This window comes from Clostridium sp. M62/1, from assembly GCF_020736365.1.
Lineage (GTDB): Bacteria > Bacillota > Clostridia > Lachnospirales > Lachnospiraceae > Otoolea > Otoolea saccharolyticum_A.
Map to the genome: position 1 here is coordinate 3414531 of NZ_CP085988.1, position 19341 is coordinate 3433871.

24 protein-coding genes and 1 pseudogene are annotated in these 19341 nt (G+C 40.9%); 4 read left to right on the plus strand and 21 right to left on the minus strand.

The annotated features are described in order from the left end of the window. Positions 1 to 352: 352 nt before the first annotated feature. From tnpB to LK436_RS15880, 3 genes and pseudogenes are all read right to left on the minus strand, one after another. Positions 353 to 1456, minus strand: a pseudogene (gene tnpB / locus LK436_RS15870) (IS200/IS605 family element RNA-guided endonuclease TnpB). 17 nt (positions 1457 to 1473) lie between these two features. After that, on the minus strand, positions 1474 to 1878 hold the full coding sequence (tnpA, locus tag LK436_RS15875; RefSeq protein ID WP_008397851.1) for an IS200/IS605 family transposase: 405 nt from the start codon (positions 1876 to 1878) through the stop codon (positions 1474 to 1476). 49 nt (positions 1879 to 1927) lie between these two features. After that, positions 1928 to 2449, minus strand: coding sequence for a hypothetical protein (locus LK436_RS15880; protein WP_156796975.1), 522 nt, complete (start codon positions 2447 to 2449; stop codon positions 1928 to 1930). A 134-nt stretch (positions 2450 to 2583) separates the two neighbouring features. On the opposite strand from LK436_RS15880, the gene LK436_RS15885 reads away from it, so the two are divergent. Then, positions 2584 to 3963: a transposase gene (locus LK436_RS15885; RefSeq protein ID WP_008394736.1), complete on the plus strand. Its 1380-nt coding sequence runs from the start codon at positions 2584 to 2586 to the stop codon at positions 3961 to 3963. Positions 3964 to 4030: 67 nt separating this feature from the next. Here LK436_RS15885 and LK436_RS15890 read toward each other — a convergent pair whose 3' ends face one another. The 11 genes from LK436_RS15890 to LK436_RS18595 form a co-directional block, all read right to left on the minus strand. Further along, positions 4031 to 4462 (minus strand): hypothetical protein, encoded by a 432-nt coding sequence (locus LK436_RS15890; RefSeq protein ID WP_008399658.1) that lies wholly within the window; start codon positions 4460 to 4462, stop codon positions 4031 to 4033. A gap of 346 nt (positions 4463 to 4808) precedes the next feature. After that, positions 4809 to 5420, minus strand: a complete 612-nt coding sequence (locus LK436_RS15895; protein ID WP_008399657.1) for a hypothetical protein — start codon at positions 5418 to 5420, stop codon at positions 4809 to 4811. Next, positions 5417 to 6244 carry a metal ABC transporter permease gene (locus LK436_RS15900; RefSeq protein ID WP_008399656.1) on the minus strand — a complete coding sequence of 276 codons (828 nt, stop codon included), beginning with the start codon at positions 6242 to 6244 and terminating at the stop codon, positions 5417 to 5419. Before LK436_RS15900 ends, LK436_RS15895 begins: the two co-directional genes overlap by 4 nt. 4 nt (positions 6245 to 6248) lie before the next feature. Next, positions 6249 to 6938 carry a metal ABC transporter ATP-binding protein gene (locus tag LK436_RS15905; protein ID WP_008399655.1) on the minus strand — a complete coding sequence of 230 codons (690 nt, stop codon included), beginning with the start codon at positions 6936 to 6938 and terminating at the stop codon, positions 6249 to 6251. An 8-nt stretch (positions 6939 to 6946) separates the two neighbouring features. Further along, positions 6947 to 7948 (minus strand): metal ABC transporter substrate-binding protein, encoded by a 1002-nt coding sequence (locus tag LK436_RS15910; RefSeq protein ID WP_008399653.1) that lies wholly within the window; start codon positions 7946 to 7948, stop codon positions 6947 to 6949. A 103-nt stretch (positions 7949 to 8051) separates the two neighbouring features. Next, positions 8052 to 8351: a hypothetical protein gene (locus LK436_RS15915; protein WP_044931946.1), complete on the minus strand. Its 300-nt coding sequence runs from the start codon at positions 8349 to 8351 to the stop codon at positions 8052 to 8054. Positions 8352 to 8384: 33 nt separating this feature from the next. Beyond that, entirely contained in the window at positions 8385 to 8846 is a 462-nt protein-coding gene (locus tag LK436_RS15920) for a Fur family transcriptional regulator (RefSeq protein ID WP_008399649.1), read from the minus strand. A 53-nt stretch (positions 8847 to 8899) separates the two neighbouring features. Then, complete coding sequence (locus LK436_RS15925) at positions 8900 to 9277, minus strand: TnpV protein (protein ID WP_008399648.1); 378 nt, start codon at positions 9275 to 9277, stop codon at positions 8900 to 8902. Positions 9278 to 9294: 17 nt separating this feature from the next. After that, positions 9295 to 9960: a hypothetical protein gene (locus tag LK436_RS18585; RefSeq protein WP_008399647.1), complete on the minus strand. Its 666-nt coding sequence runs from the start codon at positions 9958 to 9960 to the stop codon at positions 9295 to 9297. Then, positions 9951 to 10382: a hypothetical protein gene (locus LK436_RS18590; protein ID WP_008399646.1), complete on the minus strand. Its 432-nt coding sequence runs from the start codon at positions 10380 to 10382 to the stop codon at positions 9951 to 9953. Before LK436_RS18590 ends, LK436_RS18585 begins: the two co-directional genes overlap by 10 nt. Continuing rightward, positions 10379 to 10723: a hypothetical protein gene (locus LK436_RS18595; RefSeq protein WP_008399644.1), complete on the minus strand. Its 345-nt coding sequence runs from the start codon at positions 10721 to 10723 to the stop codon at positions 10379 to 10381. The genes LK436_RS18590 and LK436_RS18595 overlap by 4 nt, the downstream gene beginning before the upstream one ends. Before the next feature lie 252 nt (positions 10724 to 10975). Between LK436_RS18595 and LK436_RS15935 the strand changes: the two genes are divergently transcribed. Then, positions 10976 to 12151: an IS110 family transposase gene (locus LK436_RS15935; RefSeq protein ID WP_044930339.1), complete on the plus strand. Its 1176-nt coding sequence runs from the start codon at positions 10976 to 10978 to the stop codon at positions 12149 to 12151. A 411-nt stretch (positions 12152 to 12562) separates the two neighbouring features. Here the strand turns inward: LK436_RS15935 and LK436_RS15940 are convergent, their stop codons facing one another. From LK436_RS15940 to LK436_RS15965, 6 genes are all read right to left on the minus strand, one after another. After that, positions 12563 to 12790, minus strand: coding sequence for a DUF5348 domain-containing protein (locus LK436_RS15940; RefSeq protein WP_044931899.1), 228 nt, complete (start codon positions 12788 to 12790; stop codon positions 12563 to 12565). A gap of 83 nt (positions 12791 to 12873) precedes the next feature. Next, positions 12874 to 13107, minus strand: coding sequence for a complexin-2 (locus LK436_RS15945; protein WP_083794792.1), 234 nt, complete (start codon positions 13105 to 13107; stop codon positions 12874 to 12876). 96 nt (positions 13108 to 13203) lie between these two features. Further along, positions 13204 to 14346: a helicase RepA family protein gene (locus tag LK436_RS15950; RefSeq protein WP_008399479.1), complete on the minus strand. Its 1143-nt coding sequence runs from the start codon at positions 14344 to 14346 to the stop codon at positions 13204 to 13206. After that, positions 14336 to 14671, minus strand: a complete 336-nt coding sequence (locus tag LK436_RS15955) for a plasmid mobilization protein (RefSeq protein ID WP_008399480.1) — start codon at positions 14669 to 14671, stop codon at positions 14336 to 14338. The genes LK436_RS15950 and LK436_RS15955 overlap by 11 nt, the downstream gene beginning before the upstream one ends. Further along, a complete protein-coding gene (locus LK436_RS15960; protein WP_008399481.1) occupies positions 14661 to 15752 on the minus strand; it encodes a site-specific integrase in 1092 nt (363 codons plus the stop codon). Before LK436_RS15960 ends, LK436_RS15955 begins: the two co-directional genes overlap by 11 nt. Beyond that, entirely contained in the window at positions 15752 to 15940 is a 189-nt protein-coding gene (locus LK436_RS15965; protein WP_008399482.1) for a transcriptional regulator, read from the minus strand. The genes LK436_RS15960 and LK436_RS15965 overlap by 1 nt, the downstream gene beginning before the upstream one ends. 335 nt (positions 15941 to 16275) lie before the next feature. Between LK436_RS15965 and LK436_RS15970 the strand changes: the two genes are divergently transcribed. Both LK436_RS15970 and LK436_RS15975 read left to right on the plus strand, forming a co-directional pair. After that, the gene (locus LK436_RS15970) at positions 16276 to 16806 is read left to right on the plus strand and encodes a helix-turn-helix domain-containing protein (protein WP_008399483.1); all 531 of its coding nucleotides are present in this window, start codon (positions 16276 to 16278) and stop codon (positions 16804 to 16806) included. A 15-nt stretch (positions 16807 to 16821) separates the two neighbouring features. Beyond that, positions 16822 to 17427 carry a hypothetical protein gene (locus LK436_RS15975; protein ID WP_008399485.1) on the plus strand — a complete coding sequence of 202 codons (606 nt, stop codon included), beginning with the start codon at positions 16822 to 16824 and terminating at the stop codon, positions 17425 to 17427. A gap of 220 nt (positions 17428 to 17647) precedes the next feature. Here the strand turns inward: LK436_RS15975 and guaA are convergent, their stop codons facing one another. Next, entirely contained in the window at positions 17648 to 19189 is a 1542-nt protein-coding gene (gene guaA, locus LK436_RS15980) for a glutamine-hydrolyzing GMP synthase (RefSeq protein ID WP_044931906.1), read from the minus strand. Between the last annotated feature and the right edge of the window lie 152 nt (positions 19190 to 19341).

The following is a 19341-nucleotide window of genomic DNA, read 5'->3' on the forward strand; positions in this document are numbered from 1 at the left end:
AGCATAGCTTTTGCAACTCCGAGAACCGGATAGGAAGTGAATTACTCCAAGTATCTGAAGTATCTCACAAAAGTTGGAGTTTGACTATCCGGTTGGTTATAAAGCGCTTACATAATTTATAGAAACGACCCCTGGTTTCATACTTTTTAATTCCTCCATAACTACACCATATATATCTGTCTTTTTTCCGCTTTTCAGCTGTCTATGTATCCTATCTGAACATCGACGAGGTCCTCTAGCTAATTTGTGAACTACCCATTGTCTAAAGCCAATGGGCTTCCTGCTTCATCGACCTCGTAACCTACTATCTCCACAGGCGTTAATTCGGGCAGTCCCTGCCCTATATATTTCTTTATGCTATTCGCCGTAATCCTTCTGCCAGTATATTTTTTGCGGCATTGATGTCTCTGTCATGTTCTGCTCCACATTCCGGACATATCCACGTTCTCACTGACAAATCTTTTATATCCGGATTCTGATACCCACAAACAGAACATATTTGACTACTGGCATAAAATGTATCTATTTTGATATATTTCCTGCCATTCCATTTTGCCTTATACTCTAACTGTCTCGTCAGCTCGTACCACGATACATCACTTATGGCTTTTGCCAGATGATGATTCTTTACCATATTTTTTATCTGTAAATTTTCTGAAACTACCACTTGGTTTTCGCTGATAATTTCATGTGAAACTTTATGCAGATAATCTTTTCTGGTATTTGTTATTTTCTCATGGCATAATGCTATTTTTTTCTTGATTTTATAGTAATTTTTACTTCTCTTTTCTTTATGTGACAGTTGCCTTTGTAGCTTTACCAGTTATCTTTCGTATTTCCTTATGATTTTTGGATTCTCATATATCTTACCATCGGAAGTAATGCATAAATCTTTGATTCCTAAATCTATTCCTATGCTATCCTTTGTATGTGCCAGTTCCTTATGCTCAGTTTCTACAAGTATGGACACATAATATTTTCCACTAGGAACCCGCGAAACTGTCGCTGACTTAATCTGTCCTCTAAAATCCCTGTGTAACTTTGCTTTTACATCTTTTAATTTAGGCAGTTTTACCTTACCATTCTCAAAGTCTACTGCTATATTTCCATTTGTATAATTGGTTGTATAGGATTTATGGCTGTCATGTTTGCTCTTGAATTTTGGATATCCTGCATGTTCCCTGAAAAATTTCTGATATGCAGAGTCCATGTTATAAATTGCGTTAGTCAGAGCAAATTTGTCCACTTCCTTTAGCCATTCATAGTCTTTCTTTAATTCTCTGTTACAGTAATTATTACAATCTGTTTTACTGACAGACTTTTTCTCTTTCTCATATATTTCTTTCCGATATACCAGTGTACGGTTATAAACAAAACGACAACAGCCAAATGTTTTTGCAATCTGTGTTCTCTGTTTGCTATTCGGATATATCCTGTATTTATATGCTTTTAGCATTGACTGTCATCACCTTTCTATCCCTGGTTTTCTATATATTTTCGGAGCATTTCTTCTGAAACATTTCCTACACTGCAAGCAAAATATCCGTCCGTCCAAAAAGTATGCTCTTTCCAGAAATGTTTTCGTAAATAACTTGGATATCTTTCCCAAATATGATATGTTGTATAGCTCTTCATCAGATTTACTATTTTACTAATGGACATCGTTGGTTCTGTTTCTATCATGTAATGAATATGGTCTTTATCTGTCTCCATGTATCTAATAACGGCTTTGTGCTTTTGACATATCTCATAAGAAAACTGCTTTATATCATCTGCTATTTGTTTTGGCATCAGCAATTTCTTTCTATACTTGCATACGAAAATAATATGATACTGTAACAAATACTTGTGTCTGTTTTTTGATTTCCACGTTCCCATAACACAAGTATAGCACGAGCCACCACTTTTGGCTACCTTAACCCACCGTCTAAAGCCAATGGGATTGCGGTAGCCCTATTTCAAAAAGTTCTCTTCCACTGATTTTGGCAATTTCTTTAAATATTGTACTTAATGCAATATCATCTCCCAATTTGATTCTTTGTAACGATTTCTTTTCTATTTTATATTCTTCACAAATCTTTTTACAAAACTCTTGCATTAAATGTGGACTCCCCATAGCCTCTTTTGCCATTTTCATTATTACCGAAAAAGGCACCTCAACATGTAACTCTTTAAAACTCTTATTAGCTATTTCCATCAATTCTTCATCTGACCATGCAGGAATTTCAAACATTTCTATCCGTCCGGTCATTTCTCGCTCAACCTTCAATACATCAAATTTTCTACTTGGAATTGCAATGAAAATTACAGGTAATCCATGCATTATTGGAGATTTTAATGCTCTAACGAGTTGAGTCTGTATATCTCTTTTTATATAATGAAAGTCATCGACAATTAAAGGTATATTATTATCCGTAAGATATTTAATGCTCGCCATTTTATTACTCACTAAAACTTCCCACACCATATTGGTGCGTTGATCCTTGAAAATTCAATATTTCAGCCAATAAAAAAAGCATAAATCTGTTCCGTTTGGTATAATGGAATTGACTAGAAACCATCTTTACAAAGGAGATTTATGCCATGTCCAGTATACCACAAAACTATTTCGTTGAGAACGACTTAATTGACTGTGTTCAGAGATTTTTTTCCAAACATCATGTTGGCAGGCTCCTTGCCAGATGTAATGGAATGAAGGAAAAAGGTGTTTCATCTGTTTCCCTGCTTCGTTATAAACTCAGCAACATTTTTGTCGGAAGAAGTATGTATATGCAGCAGCGGACTGGCTCTTTTAAGGAGGCGTTTTCCAAGAACACTTTCTACCGTTTCCTTAATTCTTCAAAAACAAACTGGCTTCGTTTTACTTCTCTTCTTGCAGCTGATATTGTCAATCATGACATTCGTGATCTGACAGATCCGGAAAGAAAAAATGTCTTTATCATTGATGACAGCCTTTTCAACCGTACCAGCTGTAAGAAAACGGAACTGGGATCAAAAGTTTTTGACCACACGGATATGCATTTCAAAAAGGGCTTCAGGATGCTTACTTTAAGCTGGAGTGATGGAAACACACTGATCCCTGTAAACAGCTGCCTGTTAGCGTCTGCAAAGAATACAAATATCATCGGCCCGGTAAAGGACTTTGACAACAGAACCCTTGCAGGAAAAAGACGTGCGCTAGCCCAAACAAAAGCACCAGAGGCAATGATGACTTTACTGAATACAGCCCTCAGTGCAGGGCTGAAAGCGGATTATGTCCTGTTTGATTCCTGGTTTTCCAATCCAGCACAGGTCACAGCCATCCATGCAAAAGGCATGGATGTGATTGCCATGATTAAGAAAAGTAGCCGGATCAAATATTCGTACGGTGGTGAACAGCTGAATATCAAAGAAATCTATTCCCGGAACAAAAAGCGCCGTGGCAGATCAAAGTATCTGCTTTCTGTTGATGTTATGGTAGGAAAGGCGAATCCAATTCCGGCGAAAATCGTATGCGTAAGGAACAAGGCAAACCGCAAGGACTGGCTTGCTTTTATCTGTACAGCTACAACACTTTCCGAGGAAGAGATTATCCGTATTTATGGAAAGCGCTGGCAGATCGAGGTCTTTTTCAAAACCTGCAAATCCATGCTGAATCTGGTTGGAGAATGCCACAGTTTATCTTATGATGCACTGACAGCCCATGTGGCGATCGTGTTTACCCGATATATGTTACTTGCAATGGAGCAGCGCCAAAATGAAGATCAGAGAACGCTTGGTGAACTGTTCTTCTTCCTTGTTGATGAAATGGCAGACATTACTTTCAACAGGTCACTTTGCATCCTGATGGAAGCCTTGATGGCAAGTCTTCAGGGAATCTTTAAACTAAGCGATGAGCAACTGAATGCTTTTACCGCTGATTTTGAAGCAAGATTGCCGGAATATCTGAGAAAAGCACTCCATTTGGAAGCTGCAGCGGCATAAATCGCTATTTTGTTAGCTGAAATATTGAATTTTCAAGGAACGAATCCCATTTTAGGTATGGGAAGTTTTAGTTACTCATTTTACTTGTAGATACTACACCTTTTAGTCTACCATGTTCAATTTTTACACTACCTTGGGGCCTCGCCTCTGAAAAACAAAATTTCAATTGCCCTTCCGCTCCTGCTTCAACAGCAAAATTTACACCAGACGTATTTTGATCTTCATACTGTGTAGGCAATTCTAATTGTGAAACAATGTTATCCCAAAATGATTCTTCATCAGATATTTCTCCACCATCAACCCATATACTATCATTTCCACGATTATATACTTTTTCGGCTAAAACAGTTTTTCCCATTTTAGTCTGTCCTGTAACAATCATCAATTTACAAAGGTTCCTTTTTGCTCGCATTATTTTCACTTCTAAATTATAACTGTCTCTCGGATTATACGTATACGTTGGCACTCCGCCTGGCGTAAAAACCTCATAAAAATTCATTACTCTACCCTCTTTTTAATACTGCTTGACAACAATCCAAAAGTTTAAAGTTAATATATTGAAAATATGACAGGTAATCCTATGGAATACCTGTCATATAAAATAACCCGTGTAAAATATTCAATTATTCAAACTCGACAACTACTAATCAATTTTGTTTAGGGATTATTTGCTATCATAGTTGTCTTTCTTTTGATTATTTGACCTATCCATATTATCCTGCCTGTATAAGGTAATGTTATCATTTTGTTATCGCTGTTGATAACACAACTCAAGCAACTGTGGATAATAGCAATATGTTCCGATACAAATTATAAGCAACTTTGCTTAGAAAATCAACATATTTTTAATTTTCGTTCTGTAATGTTGCATCAGATAATCTGCAATACAGATTGTCCTCTCCTTCTTCCCTATATGTTTCAAAGATTCCTTCAACTACAATCTCTGCATTATCTTCCGGATACTCCTCTGGATAAATATGTGTACCATCTCCCCATACAAATTCCATTCCCTGAGCACAACAGGCAGTTGCATCCTGAATAACGCAATAAAAGTAATATTTTTTTGTAGCCTCGTAATATGTAGCATAGAAATTTCCATCGATTCGGAACGTTTTTCCTTCATATTCTTCAGGTGTAACCATCATCTGGTATACTGTTGCATATACCAGATCACTACTCATTTGCGTAAGGTCGTAATCAACAGTTCCCTTCGTTTTTTGCGTACCTTCTGTATCTTTTATAGTATTTTCCGTTCCCTTACTTGAATCGTTACTGGACAAAAGATTCTTATTGTCCGTTGTTTTGTCTTTATTTTCATTATTTATCTGCTCGTTTATTATCTTATCAACAGAATTTGCCGTAGTGATATTTTTCCCACCAACACTCTTTTTATTACTACATCCAGTCATCAGTAAAATACACAAGAACAGCATCATATATTTAATCAACTTTTTCATGAGCGTCCTCCTATTTTTCCAATAGCACAACTAACCATAAATGCTACAATATCGATTGCCACTATCGTTGATCCTACCGGAGTTCCTGCCAGAATAGACAGTAAAATCCCAATCACTGCACAGATTACCGATAATATAACAGAGCATATCGTAACGTTAAAAAATGTCTTGTATACTCGCATTGCAGACAATGCCGGGAATATCACCAGTGCAGAAATCAGCAACGAACCGACTAAATTCATTGCAAGAACAATAATCACTGCTGTAATAACAGCAATTAGCAGATTGTAAAAATCGGTTTTCATTCCCGTAGCTTTTGCAAATGTTTCATCAAATGTAACACAGAAAATTTTATTGTAAAATATAACAAAAACAGCCACTACAATAACTGACAAGACGCTACATAATAACACCTGTTCTTTTGTCAATGTCAATATGGACGTTGAGCCAAACAATGTACTACACACATCTCCTGAAAGATTTGGCCCTGTAGCGAACAGATTCATCAGCAGATAACCGATTGCCAACGCTCCTACCGAAATCATAGCAATCACTGCATCTCCTTTTATCTTTGTGTTCTGTCCTGTCCGCAATAACAAAACCGCACAAATAACCGTTACAGGCAAAATAAATATCATATTATTTGTAAAATTCAAAACGGATGCTACTGCCATAGCTCCAAATGCCACATGAGATAAACCATCTCCTATGAAAGAAAAACGCTTCAATACCAAAGTAACACCAAGCAAAGAAGAACAGAGTGCAATCAACACACCAACAATCAAAGCATACCTCACAAATGGGTACTGAAAATAAAAAATCATTTTATCAATCAAACAGTACACCTTCTCTCATTCTCTCATATTCCTGCTTCGTTCCATAAAATACTTTTTCTCCAATGTGTAAAATATGGCTGGCATATTTCATGGCTGCTTTTATATCGTGAGAAATCATAATAATCGTAATCTTATCTTCCCTGTTTATTTTTTCAACAATACGATACATCTCATCCGTTACTTTCGGATCAAGACCAGATACCGGTTCATCTAATAATAATATTTTTCTGGTTGCACATAATGCCCTTGCAAGCAAAACCCTCTGTTGCTGTCCTCCTGATAATTCCCGATAGCATCGGCTTTTAAGATTTGTAATCTGCAACTTTTCCATCATTTCACTTGCACGTTTTTTCTCTGACTTATTATAAAATGGTCGCATGCCCACACGATTTTGGCATCCGGAGAGAATAATCTCTCTCACGGATGCTGGAAAATCTCTTTGTATTATCGTCTGCTGTGGTAAATATCCGATTTCATCGCTCTTTACTCCAAATTCAAACGTGATCTTTCCATGAATGGGCTGTTGCAAGTTTAGCAATGTTCTCATCAAGGTTGATTTACCAGAGCCATTTTCTCCGATTATGCAAAGATAATCTCCATCTTTCACAGAAAAGTTGATATCTTGCAGCAGCACTCTGCCATCATATCCAATCGCCAGATTTTGACAGATAATCTGTTCCATAGCTCCTCCTACTGCAATGCCTCCTGCAAAACATTTAAGTTATTTTCCATAATTGAAAAATAAGTCGCTCCTTTTTTCACATCATCAGATGTCGTTGACTGCATAGAATCTAATGTTAAAATACCCTGATTTTTTTCTTTGGTATTCTCAATAATTGTTTTCGCAATTTTCTGGTCAGACTTTTCGATTGTCATAATATTTTTCAATCCAAGTTCATCTGTCTTTCCTGCTAAAAATGTAATTGTTTCAAAGCTGGCTTCTGTCTCCGCTGAGCATCCAACAAAAGCTGCATAATAATTTAATCCATAATCATCTACCATATATCGGAACGGAAATCTGTCCCCAAATAACAGTGTTTTCTGTGAAGCTGAATCTACTGTTTCCTGATACTTCTTATCCAGTTCATCCAGTTTATCTGTATAAGCCTTTTCATTTTTCTGATAAGTATCCGCATTTTCAGTATCTATTTCAGCAAGATCATCAGCGATTGCCTTGCAAAGAACTTTTGCATTTCTTAAAGAAAGCCATACATGCTCGTCGTATTCTGGTTCTTCCTCGGCTCCATCTTTCTCCTCTTCTTCCTCTGCTTCCATGCCTTCAACAACCTCTTCTTCTTTTACACTGCTTCCAAGCACATCTAATAAATTTATGACTTTCATGTCTTTATTAACAGCTTCCTTTAATGCATCTTCTACCCATGCATCTGACTCCCCGCCAACATAAATAAAAAGGTCACAATCAGAAATTTTCATAATATCATCCGCAGTAGGCTGATAACTATGCAAATCTACTCCATTGTCAAGAAGCATCGTAAGATCCATGTTAGATACTTCATCTCCTGCAATCTCTTTCACCCAGTCATATTCTGGAAATATGGTTGTAACAACTTTAACCTGCTTATCATTATTATCTTTTGCCTGTGTATTGGTATTGGAATTATTTTGACCGCAAGCAGAAAGACAGCACACTGCCATAACTGCCGCTAAAAGAATAGAAATATATTTTTTCATTGAATAAAACCTCCGTTTTTATCTTAACTTTTCTAAAAAAGGGTACAAAAACAGAAAGGTACACCCTTAGGACTACCCTTTCCGCCTTATAAAAAAGTTTTATTCAATTGTTTAGTCTTACCTTTTGACTTACAAGAGATGTATCAGAAACAAGTAAAAACTGACCTACTATCAATAATGCAAACAATATACACACAGGATTTACGGTCACAATCGTAATTGCACCGTTCCCTATGTTTTTTAATGTCTGCTCTGCCTGATGAATATTGGCACAAATCGGACAGTCTTCGCCTGTACAGTGATGATTTTCTTCTTTTACAATATAGAAAAGAGAAGCAAATGTAACAAATAAGAATAAAATGCATACTGCCATTGAAAATACTCTTTTTTTCTTCGTATTCATTTGTTTCTCCTTTCCCACAATCACACTGTGTTTTTAATTTTGTGTTTTCTTGCATTCACTGCATATTCCATAAAATACGGTACGCAGAGAATCCATCTCAAAACCATGATGTTCCATCATATGTTGTTTCAGACTTTCCACTTCATTACACTGCAAGTGAATTAGCTTTCCACATTTTTCACATTTACAATGATAGCATATCATCTGATTTTCTTTTTCATGGCTGCCTATATATTCAAAACAGGCACTACTGGTTCCGTCTACAACATATTTAGCAACCAGACCTTCTCCGACCATTTTTTCCAGATGGCGATAAACAGTTGTGGTTCCAATGGATATCCCCTTTGTCTGAAAATATTCACAAATGTCATTTACGGTAACATGGCTGCCTTGAACTGATTTCAAAAAGGTAAGTAATTCGGTCATTTGCTTTGTCTTATAGGGTGCTTTCGCCAAATCCATCACCTCGCCTTTCAATTTGAAAACCATTTTCATTTTATCATATTATTTCCTTTTGTCAATATAATTTGGAAATCATTTTCATTTTATTATTGATAAATAAGTTCTCTATCCACAATCTCCCTCGCACACGCCTGTATGTTATTCATTCTACCTACCCATTCCCAGGCATTTTCTGCTTTCATCTGCTCTGTGATTCCCTGTGCCTGCTTCATCTGCTCTATGATCCCTTCAAATCGCTCTTGTGCCTGTTCCTCTATATCTGCCAGATAGCTGTTCAGTCTGCCACTCATGAGCAAATCAAGATATACATTCCTACGGTATTCCTTCAAATACTTCAAATGTCTTTGTCCCCATACACCAACAAATCTCTGTTCTTCCTCCTTCGGCAAGGTAAGGCAGGGGATAAAATAATCCCCATATCTGATATAAGTGCCGCCCATTTCTTCAAAAATTGTTTTCTTCATAATCTGTTCCACCTTTCTTATCGCTCCATATCCTTGAACTTCTTCTTTGTTGACCGCTTCGGCTGCTGTCTGCCTTCCTGCTGATAGCTGTGCAGTTTTTTCAACACACTTGCCTTTGTCGGCGGTTCTGATGTCTGTTCTTTTTTCTGTGCTGTCTGATTTTTCCACTCCCGCAGCTCCTTGTTATATTCCCTGACCAGCTCCTCTGATTTGTGATACGCCTTTGTAAAGGACTGAACATCTGGATAACCTGCCTGTTTTACGTTCTGCTCCATATCCGTGTGTATCCGCATCTCCTGCTTCTCTGCCTGTTCAATTTTACTTTCTAAAGACTTCCGTTCTTTTCCTTTGAAAAATCCCTTTGTTTCGGAAAGCTGTTTCTTCAGAGAAGAAATCTCCTGCTGTGTGTGTTTCATTTCCTGTGACTGCTTCTGGATCGTCTCCATCAATATCCACATATCATTCCATTCCTGCAAATCAATCTTCGGTACTGGCTTCGGCGGCAGCTTAAATTTGAAAATCATCTCCTGCAAAATGTCTTTCGCCCCACGGATAATCTGTCGGAGCCTATCTGGCAGCCAGCCGTGTGTCCTTATAGATTGTACCGTTTTGGCTGTGATTTCTTCCTGCTTTACTTTCAGAATATCTTCTTCCGGGACACCTTCCACCAATGCTACATCCACTGTCCGGTTCCATTCCTGCCTTGCTGCATTGTCGGCTCGTATCTCAGCTTCCTTCGGGTTGTTCTTCCCGATTTCTTCGTTGCCAGATACACACCGCCCTGCTGAAAAACAGACAGCTTTTCTGATTCTTCTTTCACATGACAGTTGATGATCTCCGTGAACATTTCTTTGACTTCTCTTGTAAATGCTTTGCTCTTAAACCACTCCTCTTTCTTCGTGAAGATATGGCTTTCGTAGACTTCTCCTTTTGGGATAATGCTGCACCCTGTCCGGATGTTTCCCTGCTCATCTAAAATTTCTTTTTTCGTCCGTCTATGCTTGCCCTGTTCATCATAAAACATATTTCTGGTAGCAATTTTCACTTCGGGATGCTCCAGGATTTTCCGCTCACTGAATACCAGATGAATGTGATAATTGGTCATTTTCTTATTGTGATGAAGTGCTGCACTGCATTCCACATCATATCTTTTTGAAAGCTGTCTGTAAAAAGTCTGACCACATCATCAGGCTCGTACTCTACAAAACGCTCTGGAAGTGCAATGATAAATTCACGCCCTTCAATACATGTTCCGGTTGTTCCGCTTGCCTTAAAATCCAACTGATTCTCTCTGGCAAGATTCTTCCAGAACTCCTGTGTTACTCCATCCGTCTGGTAGGTCGCATATAAATGCTCCTGTCGTTTCGGATTGGAAATATAATCTATTCTCCCTGCCACATCGGACAGCTTGCTTTGTCTGATAAATGAATGTCTGCCTATAAGCATTCTCCTCGTATTATATAGTAGTAGTGTTTATAGACCCTCTCCAAGGTCTGTATGCTATACTGTTTGGAGATACTGTGGATTGGTTTCATTTTCCTACCACTTGATGGTTACGGAAAGGCTCCAACCACAGTCTCTTTGTATCGTTGTTAATCAGTTAGATACCGCATGACGGTTGATTTAGAACGAGGTTACAAGCGCAGAGAGCTCTGTGGTCCTAAACAGTATCTAAATCTATTACTAAGGAGTGTTCTTATGATCTACGTTGGAATTGATGTCGCTAAGGATAAGCATGACTGCTTTATCACCAATTCAGATGGCAAAGTCCTTTTTCCGGTTTTTACCATTCAGAATAACCGGGATGGATTTGATGTTCTTTTTTCCAGGATTCAATCCTCTTCTTCAGATGTGTCCAATATAAAAGTAGGACTGGAGGCCACTGGACACTACTCTTACAACCTGCTCGGTTATCTTATTGACAAAGGTCTCCACACCTTCGTTATCAATCCGCTCCACACAAATCTTTACAGAAAAAGTCTCAGCCTTAGAAAGACGAAAACAGATAAGGTTGATGCCCGAACCATTGCTTTGATGCTCATGTCTGACGTGAACCTGAAGTCCTACTCAGATACATCATACCATAACGAGGAGTTAAAGTCACTCACCCGTTATCGTTTTCGTAAGGTTCAGGAACGCGCTCAGCTTAGACAGTCTGTTTCCAGGCTTGTTACCATTCTCTTTCCAGAATTGGAAAAACTTGTTCCTTCGCTTCATATCGCTTCTATCTACGCCCTTCTTTCCGAGTTTCCTTCTGCCGGAACGATTGCCTCCTGCCATTTGACACACCTGACGAAGCGGTTGGAAAACGCTTCAAAAGGCCGTTACAGCCGGGAGAAAGCGATTGAAATACGGAATGCTGCCAGAGCCTCCATCGGTTCCAACATGCCTGCCAAATCTCTGGAATTAAAGCACACACTCCGGCTAATTGGTGAACTGGATTCCGAAATCTCAGAAATTGAATCCGAAATCAAACGGATCATGGATGAAATCCATTCTCCCATCCTGACCATTCCAGGAATAGGCTACCGCATGGGCGCCATGATCCTGGCAGAGATTGGAGATTTCTCCCGCTTTGATTCGCCGGATAAGATCCTGGCATATGCCGGAGCTTCTCCATCTACCTATCAATCCGGGCAGATGGAATCCTCTTATTCCCACATGGAGAAACGGGGATCGCGCTATTTACGTTTTGCTCTGATCAATGCCACCAAATACGTCTGCCAATGGGATGAAACTTTCGGTGCATACCTTCAGAAGAAGATTTCTGAAGGGAAACACTACAACGTCGCCATCACCCACGCCGCAAAGAAACTTGTACGGTTAATTTACGCAATGGAAAAATCCGGCAAACCTTACATAAAAACGGCATAACTTTTTCTGCCCTATAACACTCTTTTAGAGCACCGATATCCGATGCTCTGTTTGTCGTGCGATTTTCAAGGTACAACGATCTATGAAATGCGTTCCCGCAATTCATTCAAAAGTCTTCATTTTAGACTTGACTTTTAATAGTTAGTCTTTCCGGTTCTCGCCTGCTTTGCTGTGAGTAGGTGCATAGGCACCTGTTTACGAACTTATCCGCCTATCGGCGGCACAGCTCCCGGCAGGGCGAAATACGCTGAGCATAAATCGTCAGATTTGTGCGATGGGTGTATTTCGCTCTCAAACGCCGAGGGCTTTTGTAAGTGCTTTGGTCAGCCGTAGCTGCCTGGCTTATGCTTTTCATCTTGGGCGTATCCGCCCATTTTATATGCCCGTATCCGGGCTGTTTTTCTTTTTAGATCACTCCGGTATTCTTGCCCGGACGTACTCCAGATCGCCGCAATACGGTGTTCCCACCAGATACCATTCCATTGCTGGATTCATCTCCATTCTGGTCTTTACCCACTTATCATCCACCAGCACTTCCATGCACTCTCCGCAGTGAAAGCCTGTATCTACCCATAAGTCCATGGACAGCAATCCATATCTGCCATTTTCACAGTTGTAACCTAATCTTCCTTCTCTCATTACACGGTTCTCCTTTCCAAATTTTCTCTTGTCTGCTATATACAGGGGCGTGCCACGCTCCTGTCCTTATCATCAAGGAAAAATTACCATCGAAAACTCTCCGGCACTCCACGCCTGTCCAGATATTCTTTTCTCGCCTGCTCCCGTTCTTCCTCTGTCGGAGCAGTTTTGAACTTTCCATACAGGTCACGCATTACCATCTTGTCCAGTTTTTTCTCTAATTCCTGTTTGATTTCGTTCTCGCAATCTACATCCTCCATTAAATGAAACCGAAGTAACTGCATGAATAATTCCTGTGATATTTGCACATTTTTCATTCCATCCATCCTTTCCGTGACGGTATGTGACAGCAGTGACGGTTATTTTGATACCGGCTCCGCTGTCAAAAATACCGTCACAACCGTCACGAACTGTCACGCTTTGTCTGTAACGTCTTTCCAGAACCTCAGTTTTCGTCCCTCATGGGTACGCTCGCTTCTAAAATAAATCCCATGCTCTGCATACAATCTTCCTGCAAGAACATTCAATTTTCTTGTAATCACATGAGGCTGAACTTCAACCTTGACCAACGATGCCAGCTCTGTTGCAGAACCTTCCCAATAAGAATTTTCTTTCAGAATCAGTTCCGCTATCTCATCCAACAAAGGCTCCGGCGGTTCTTTCCACAATTCCGTTTCTGCCCTCTGTAAATCCCACAACAGGGTTTCTGTATTGCGAACCAGATATAACTTCTGGTCTTGCTGATCTCTGCCGGATACCTCCATCGTTGCTGCATTGCCCGTCCGCTTTTCTTTCTGAAGGAGAAAGGCTCCGTCTGCCGCTCCCAGTAGTCCACTTGTTCCGGAAATCATGTCAAACTTATCATCCGCATTCTGCTTTCGTGTGTGGTGTACGAGCAGCATACAAAGGCAGTGAGCATCCGCAAAACTTTTGAGTCTCGCCATAATCTGATAATCATTGGCATAACTGTAATTATCTCCTCCAACCTCACGCACTTTCTGAAGCGTATCAATGATAATCAGCTTCGTGTCCGTATGCTCTGCCACAAATCTTGTAAGCTGTTCATCCAGTCCTTTTCCAAGCTGTTTGGCAGAAACAGAGAAGTAAAGATTATCCGTACTCTCTGTTCCAAACATCCGGTACAAACGCTCCTGCAAACGGCGGTAATCATCCTCCAGAGCAAGGTACAGCACCGTTCCTTTCCGGGTTGTATAATTCCAGAGCGGTGTTCCTGTGCTGACATGATAGGCAAGCTGTGCCATCAGAAAGCTCTTTCCCAGTTTTGGCGAACCTGCAAAGATATAAGTTCCGGGATAAAGCAGACCGTCAATCAACGGCTGCTTGCTCCCATACTGCGTATCAAACAGCTCGTTCATGGAAACAGTTTTGAGATAGGATGGGTCTAAGCTCAACTGCATTTCTCGCTGCATTTCCTCAAAACTCTTGATATTTCCCTCATACTCGGATATACTACTGGTAGTGTTTTTGAAAAGTGGCTGCTCCGTATCTGCGCCAACAGATACATCCGGGGCAGTCTTTTCTTTTTTATTTTCCATTCTCATCCTCTCCTTTCAGACCGCCAAGAATAATGGCAATCAACTCAATCACATTCAGCAGCTCCTCATCCACGCTGTTTCCGGCTTCAATCCGCTTTAATTCTGTAAGAACTTCTGCAAGCTCCGTTCTGAGTGCCTTATACACTCTCGGGTTGCCCTGTACCACAATCTCCTGATTCAGGCAGCGGCGGTAGCAGTATTCCTGCTTTGGCAGTCCTGATAAAGCAACTGCCTTATTGATGAGTTCATTTTCTTCGGGTGATACCCGGAATCCCACCGTGATGTTTCTCCAACGGTTTTTGTTATCTCTGTTTTTAGCTGACATTTTCAAACTCTCCTTTCCCTACGTCATCTAATCTATCTGCCATTTCCGTCTGCTTGGACGGGAACAGATGAGCATACTGATAAGTGATGTCAATGCTTTCGTGTCCTACACGATCTGCAATCGCCACTGCCGAAAATCCCATATCAATCAGCAGACTGATGTGGCTGTGTCTTAAATCATGGATACGGATACGTTTTACCCCTGCGGCTTTCGCCCCTCTGTCCATCTCGTGATGAAGATAGCTTTTTGTGATGGTAAAAATGCGGTCTTTCTTCTTCAATCCATAGAGCATCTGCAAATATTCCTGCATTTCTTCACAGAGGAACTTCGGCATCTTAATGGTACGATTACTTTTCTTTGTTTTCGGTGTGGTAATCACATCTTCTCCGTGTAACCGCTGATAAGATTTATTGATTCTGACGGTTTCTTTTTCAAAATCAAAATCAGCTGCGGTCAGTGCCAGCAATTCTCCTTCCCGGATGCCGCACCAGTAAAGCATTTCAAACGCATAAAAGGAAATTGGCTTGTCCATTATCTCGAAGGAGAACTTCTTGTATTCCTCTCTCGTCCAGAACAGCATTTCCTTATGTTCCTCACTCCCCATGTTTCCTGCTTTAGCAGCTGGATTGGAACGCAGCTCGTAATAACGCACAGCATGATTGAAGATAGCTGACAACTGATTATGCAGCGTTTTCAAGTAGGTCTGGGAATACGGTTTTCTCTTATCGTCCCGATAAGCAAGCATTTCATTCTGCCATGCGATAACCTCTTTTGTGGAAATCTCGCTGATTTTCAGCTTTCCGAAATATGGCAAAATCTTTGTGCGGATGATATGCTCCTTGGTCATCCATGTGTTTTCTTTCAGTCGGCTTTTCATGTCCCGGATATACAGTTCCGTAAATGCTTCAAAGCTCATGTCCATGTCTGACGAGTTCTGCAACTGAAATATTCGCTCCCATTCCTGTGCTTCCCTCTTGGTAGCAAATCCACGCTTGCATTTTTGCTTACGCTCGCCTTTCCAGTTGACATATCTGGACATCACATACCATGTTCCATTGCTTTCGTTCTTAAATACCGGCATCACTGCTCCCCCTTTCCCATTCCGTAGAGTCTTTCGTTGAAATACTGGCGGTTCACTCGTCCGGAAATCGTAATAAATCCTTTTTCTTTCAGCTCATCGTTGAGCCGTTTAATCAGCTTATAGGCATACGGCTTTGATACGCTCAGTTCCTGTGCCACTTCTTCGGCACAAATAAATTTGTTGTTCATCTTATCATCCCTTTCCTTGATTTTTTATTGCCGTTCTATCCGAAGGAAGTTCCAGCAGGCATCCCCTGTTCGGTGCTGTGCTGTCCCAATCTGCCGCAGCAGATCAGGTGCTCGCTTGCTTTCTGGCAAGGTCTTGGCGGTTTGTGCTGTTCGGACGGTCATTCAGTTTTATTAAACTTATTTGTTTAATTTTAATCTCATTATACTAAGCATATTTGTTTGTGTCAAGTGGCTTTCCGGAAAATATTAAACTTTTTTGTTTTATATTATATTGACTTTCATTAAACATATCTGCTATACTCCATGTATATCATGTGTAAGGAGTGAATACTGTTATGGCGATTGGAGAGAGAATCCATTTTTTCCGCCTTTTGCGTGGAATGACACAAAAATATCTGGGTACGATTGTCGGCTTTCCGGAGCGAAGTGCCGATGTACGCTTAGCACAATATGAAACCGGAACACGGAAACCCAAAGCAGAACTTACCGCAGCATTGGCACAGGCATTGGATGTTTCCCCTCATGCCCTCGATGTGCCTGACATTGACAGCTATGTCGGTCTGATGCACACTTTATTTACCCTGGAAGATGTGTACGGTCTGACTGTCAGCGAAGCAGATGAGGAAATCTGTCTGAAAGTCGATACCTCCAAAGGAAAAGAAGCTCACGAACTGCTGAAAATGCTGTATACATGGAAAGAACAGGCTGACAAGCTGTCTTCCGGTGAAATCAGCAAAGACGAATATGATAGCTGGCGTTATCACTATCCGGAGTTCGATACCACACAGATCTGGGCAAAAGTTCCGTCCCAGGAACTCAGCGACGCTCTGGTCAAAATGCTCAATGAGCAAGATTCCAACAAATAAGGGAGTTAATATAAAATGCCTATTGTTCCTATTTATCTCAATATAGACGATAAAACATATGAAGGTGTCAAATCAGGTGCCTTAGAGCTATACGGTTTAGCCAAAAACGTTGACAATAAAAGAATAGCTAAACATATTCCTACCATAACTGATGCTGCCAAAGAAGGTGCATCCAAAGCTATTGACTTTGTTCGATTACACCAAAAGGAAACCTTTATAATAAGCGGTGTCCTTGTCGTAGGCGGTACAGTTGCTGGTACTGTTGGTTACATCGCACATCGTAAGCAAAGAAAACTTGACATGCAATTTGGATTAGCTTTACAGGAGTACGTAGATTCTGCCCGTAACGGAGCTTTAAATATTGACATTTTGGATAATCTTATTAACTCCATCGAAGCAATCGAAAAAAATAATCCAAAGAAGTCTATTAACCTCAATATTTCTGCCGCTCAATTCAGTGACTTAATAAATTGCATATTTGATTTCACCAGACGTTTGGCAGAAGCTAACAATATTAGTACACGCTCCATAAACCGACCAAAATATTTTCATAAAAAAACCTCTGCTGATTTAAAATACTATTTGAATATGCAAAAACAAATTTTTGAACAGGCTGCATAAAGACGACAAAAAGCCCTTAGCTATGAGTTACTACCCACAGCTAAGGGCTTTCTGAATATGGATTATTCGTTGCACAGCCACCATTCTATCATTCTCCAACTCCAAAACCACTGGATTACAAGAATAATGGCTTTCATGCAACTGTTATCAAATTGTTATCAAAAGACTTTTTGAAATGCCGGAAACCCGCATAAACGCTGGATTTCCTAAACATTTTTGTTTATTCAAACTCAATCGTAGCCGGCGGCTTCCCCGTGCAGTCATACAGCACACGGTTCACGCCCTTCACCTCGTTGACAATTCTGCTTGTCACCTTGCTCAGTACTTCCCACGGAAGTTCTGCTGACTCTGCAGTCATAAAGTCGCTGGTCAGCACGGCGCGCAGCGCTATGGCATAATCATAGGTTCTCTCGTCTCCCATGCATCCAACGGATCTCATGTTTGTCAGGGCTGCAAAGTACTGTCCCAGGTTTCTGGCGATTCCGGCCTTGTCAATTTCCTCGCGGTAGATCGCATCGGCATCCTGCACGATTCTTACCTTCTCCGGCGTAATGTCACCGATGATTCTTACGCCAAGACCCGGGCCCGGGAACGGCTGACGGAATACCAGATGCTCCGGAATTCCAAGCTCCAGTCCGGCTTTTCTCACCTCGTCCTTGAACAGCATTCTGAGAGGCTCGATAATTTCCTTGAAATCTACGTGCTCCGGCAGTCCTCCCACGTTGTGGTGAGACTTGATCACGGCAGATTTTCCAAGGCCGGACTCAATAACATCCGGATAGATGGTTCCCTGTACCAGGAAGTCAACTGCACCGATTTTCTTTGCCTCTTCCTCAAATACACGGATAAACTCCTCACCGATGATTTTTCTCTTCTTCTCCGGATCTGTCTCACCGGCCAGCTTATCATAGAAACGCTGCTGAGCATTGACACGGATAAAGTTTAAGTCATACGGACCGTTGGGACCGAATACCGCCTCTACCTCGTCGCCCTCGTTTTTGCGCAGAAGGCCATGATCCACAAATACGCAGGTAAGCTGCTTGCCCACTGCCTTTGCCATCATAACTGCTGCAACAGAAGAGTCAACGCCGCCGGACAGCGCACACAGCACGCGGCCGGAGCCAACCTTTTCCCTGATTTCCTTAATAGATTTTTCCACAAAGGCATCCATCTTCCAGTCTCCGCTGCAGCCGCAGACGCTGTAAACGAAGTTGGAAAGCATCTTCGTTCCCTCCTGGGTATGCATTACCTCTGGATGGAACTGAACGGCATACCAGTTTTTCTCCGGCATTTCCATAGCTGCTACCGGGCAGACAGGAGTATGGCCTGTCACAGCAAAGCCCTCCGGGGCCTTCTCAATATAATCTGTATGGCTCATCCAGCAGATCGTCTTTGGAGATACATCCGCAAACAGCTTGGAGGCCGTGTCAACATCCACCTCTGTCTTTCCGTACTCGCTGACAGGGGCTGTTGCCACCTTTCCGCCCAGCAGGTATGCCATCAGCTGTGCGCCATAGCAGATTCCCAAAACAGGAATACCCAGTTCAAAGATTTCTTTTGAACAGCGAGGAGAATCGTCCCCATATACACTGTTAGGTCCGCCGGTAAAAATGATTCCCTTCGGATTCATCTCTTTAATTTTTTCAATCGGCATACTGTACGGATGAACTTCACAATATACGTTGCATTCTCTTACTCTTCTGGCAATTAACTGATTATACTGACCGCCAAAGTCCAATACAATAATCATTTCTTTTTCCACGAGTATTCCTCCTATAAATTTTCACTGTTGTATCAACCTGCAAAAGGTAAAACTCCCGCAGTCTACAATCTATTATAAGATACGCCGCACCTCTTGGCAACCTGTTTTTGCATCAAACCATGCCCAAACTGTGCCCGGACTGCGCTGCAACG

Excerpts from the sequence above, each read along its gene's own strand:
- tnpA (WP_008397851.1), bottom strand. The coding sequence starts at position 1,878 with ATGGGAACGTGGAAATCAAAAAACAGACACAAGTATTTGTTACAGTAT.
- LK436_RS15885 (WP_008394736.1), top strand. The coding sequence starts at position 2,584 with ATGTCCAGTATACCACAAAACTATTTCGTTGAGAACGACTTAATTGAC.
- LK436_RS15890 (WP_008399658.1), bottom strand. The coding sequence starts at position 4,462 with ATGAATTTTTATGAGGTTTTTACGCCAGGCGGAGTGCCAACGTATACG.
- LK436_RS15895 (WP_008399657.1), bottom strand. The coding sequence starts at position 5,420 with ATGAAAAAGTTGATTAAATATATGATGCTGTTCTTGTGTATTTTACTG.
- LK436_RS15900 (WP_008399656.1), bottom strand. The coding sequence starts at position 6,244 with ATGATTTTTTATTTTCAGTACCCATTTGTGAGGTATGCTTTGATTGTT.
- LK436_RS15905 (WP_008399655.1), bottom strand. The coding sequence starts at position 6,938 with ATGGAACAGATTATCTGTCAAAATCTGGCGATTGGATATGATGGCAGA.
- LK436_RS15910 (WP_008399653.1), bottom strand. The coding sequence starts at position 7,948 with ATGAAAAAATATATTTCTATTCTTTTAGCGGCAGTTATGGCAGTGTGC.
- LK436_RS15915 (WP_044931946.1), bottom strand. The coding sequence starts at position 8,351 with ATGAATACGAAGAAAAAAAGAGTATTTTCAATGGCAGTATGCATTTTA.
- LK436_RS15920 (WP_008399649.1), bottom strand. The coding sequence starts at position 8,846 with ATGAAAATGGTTTTCAAATTGAAAGGCGAGGTGATGGATTTGGCGAAA.
- LK436_RS15925 (WP_008399648.1), bottom strand. The coding sequence starts at position 9,277 with ATGAAGAAAACAATTTTTGAAGAAATGGGCGGCACTTATATCAGATAT.
- LK436_RS18590 (WP_008399646.1), bottom strand. The coding sequence starts at position 10,382 with ATGACCAATTATCACATTCATCTGGTATTCAGTGAGCGGAAAATCCTG.
- LK436_RS18595 (WP_008399644.1), bottom strand. The coding sequence starts at position 10,723 with ATGCTTATAGGCAGACATTCATTTATCAGACAAAGCAAGCTGTCCGAT.
- LK436_RS15935 (WP_044930339.1), top strand. The coding sequence starts at position 10,976 with ATGATCTACGTTGGAATTGATGTCGCTAAGGATAAGCATGACTGCTTT.
- LK436_RS15940 (WP_044931899.1), bottom strand. The coding sequence starts at position 12,790 with ATGAGAGAAGGAAGATTAGGTTACAACTGTGAAAATGGCAGATATGGA.
- LK436_RS15945 (WP_083794792.1), bottom strand. The coding sequence starts at position 13,107 with ATGAAAAATGTGCAAATATCACAGGAATTATTCATGCAGTTACTTCGG.
- LK436_RS15950 (WP_008399479.1), bottom strand. The coding sequence starts at position 14,346 with ATGGAAAATAAAAAAGAAAAGACTGCCCCGGATGTATCTGTTGGCGCA.
- LK436_RS15955 (WP_008399480.1), bottom strand. The coding sequence starts at position 14,671 with ATGTCAGCTAAAAACAGAGATAACAAAAACCGTTGGAGAAACATCACG.
- LK436_RS15960 (WP_008399481.1), bottom strand. The coding sequence starts at position 15,752 with ATGCCGGTATTTAAGAACGAAAGCAATGGAACATGGTATGTGATGTCC.
- LK436_RS15965 (WP_008399482.1), bottom strand. The coding sequence starts at position 15,940 with ATGAACAACAAATTTATTTGTGCCGAAGAAGTGGCACAGGAACTGAGC.
- LK436_RS15970 (WP_008399483.1), top strand. The coding sequence starts at position 16,276 with ATGGCGATTGGAGAGAGAATCCATTTTTTCCGCCTTTTGCGTGGAATG.
- LK436_RS15975 (WP_008399485.1), top strand. The coding sequence starts at position 16,822 with ATGCCTATTGTTCCTATTTATCTCAATATAGACGATAAAACATATGAA.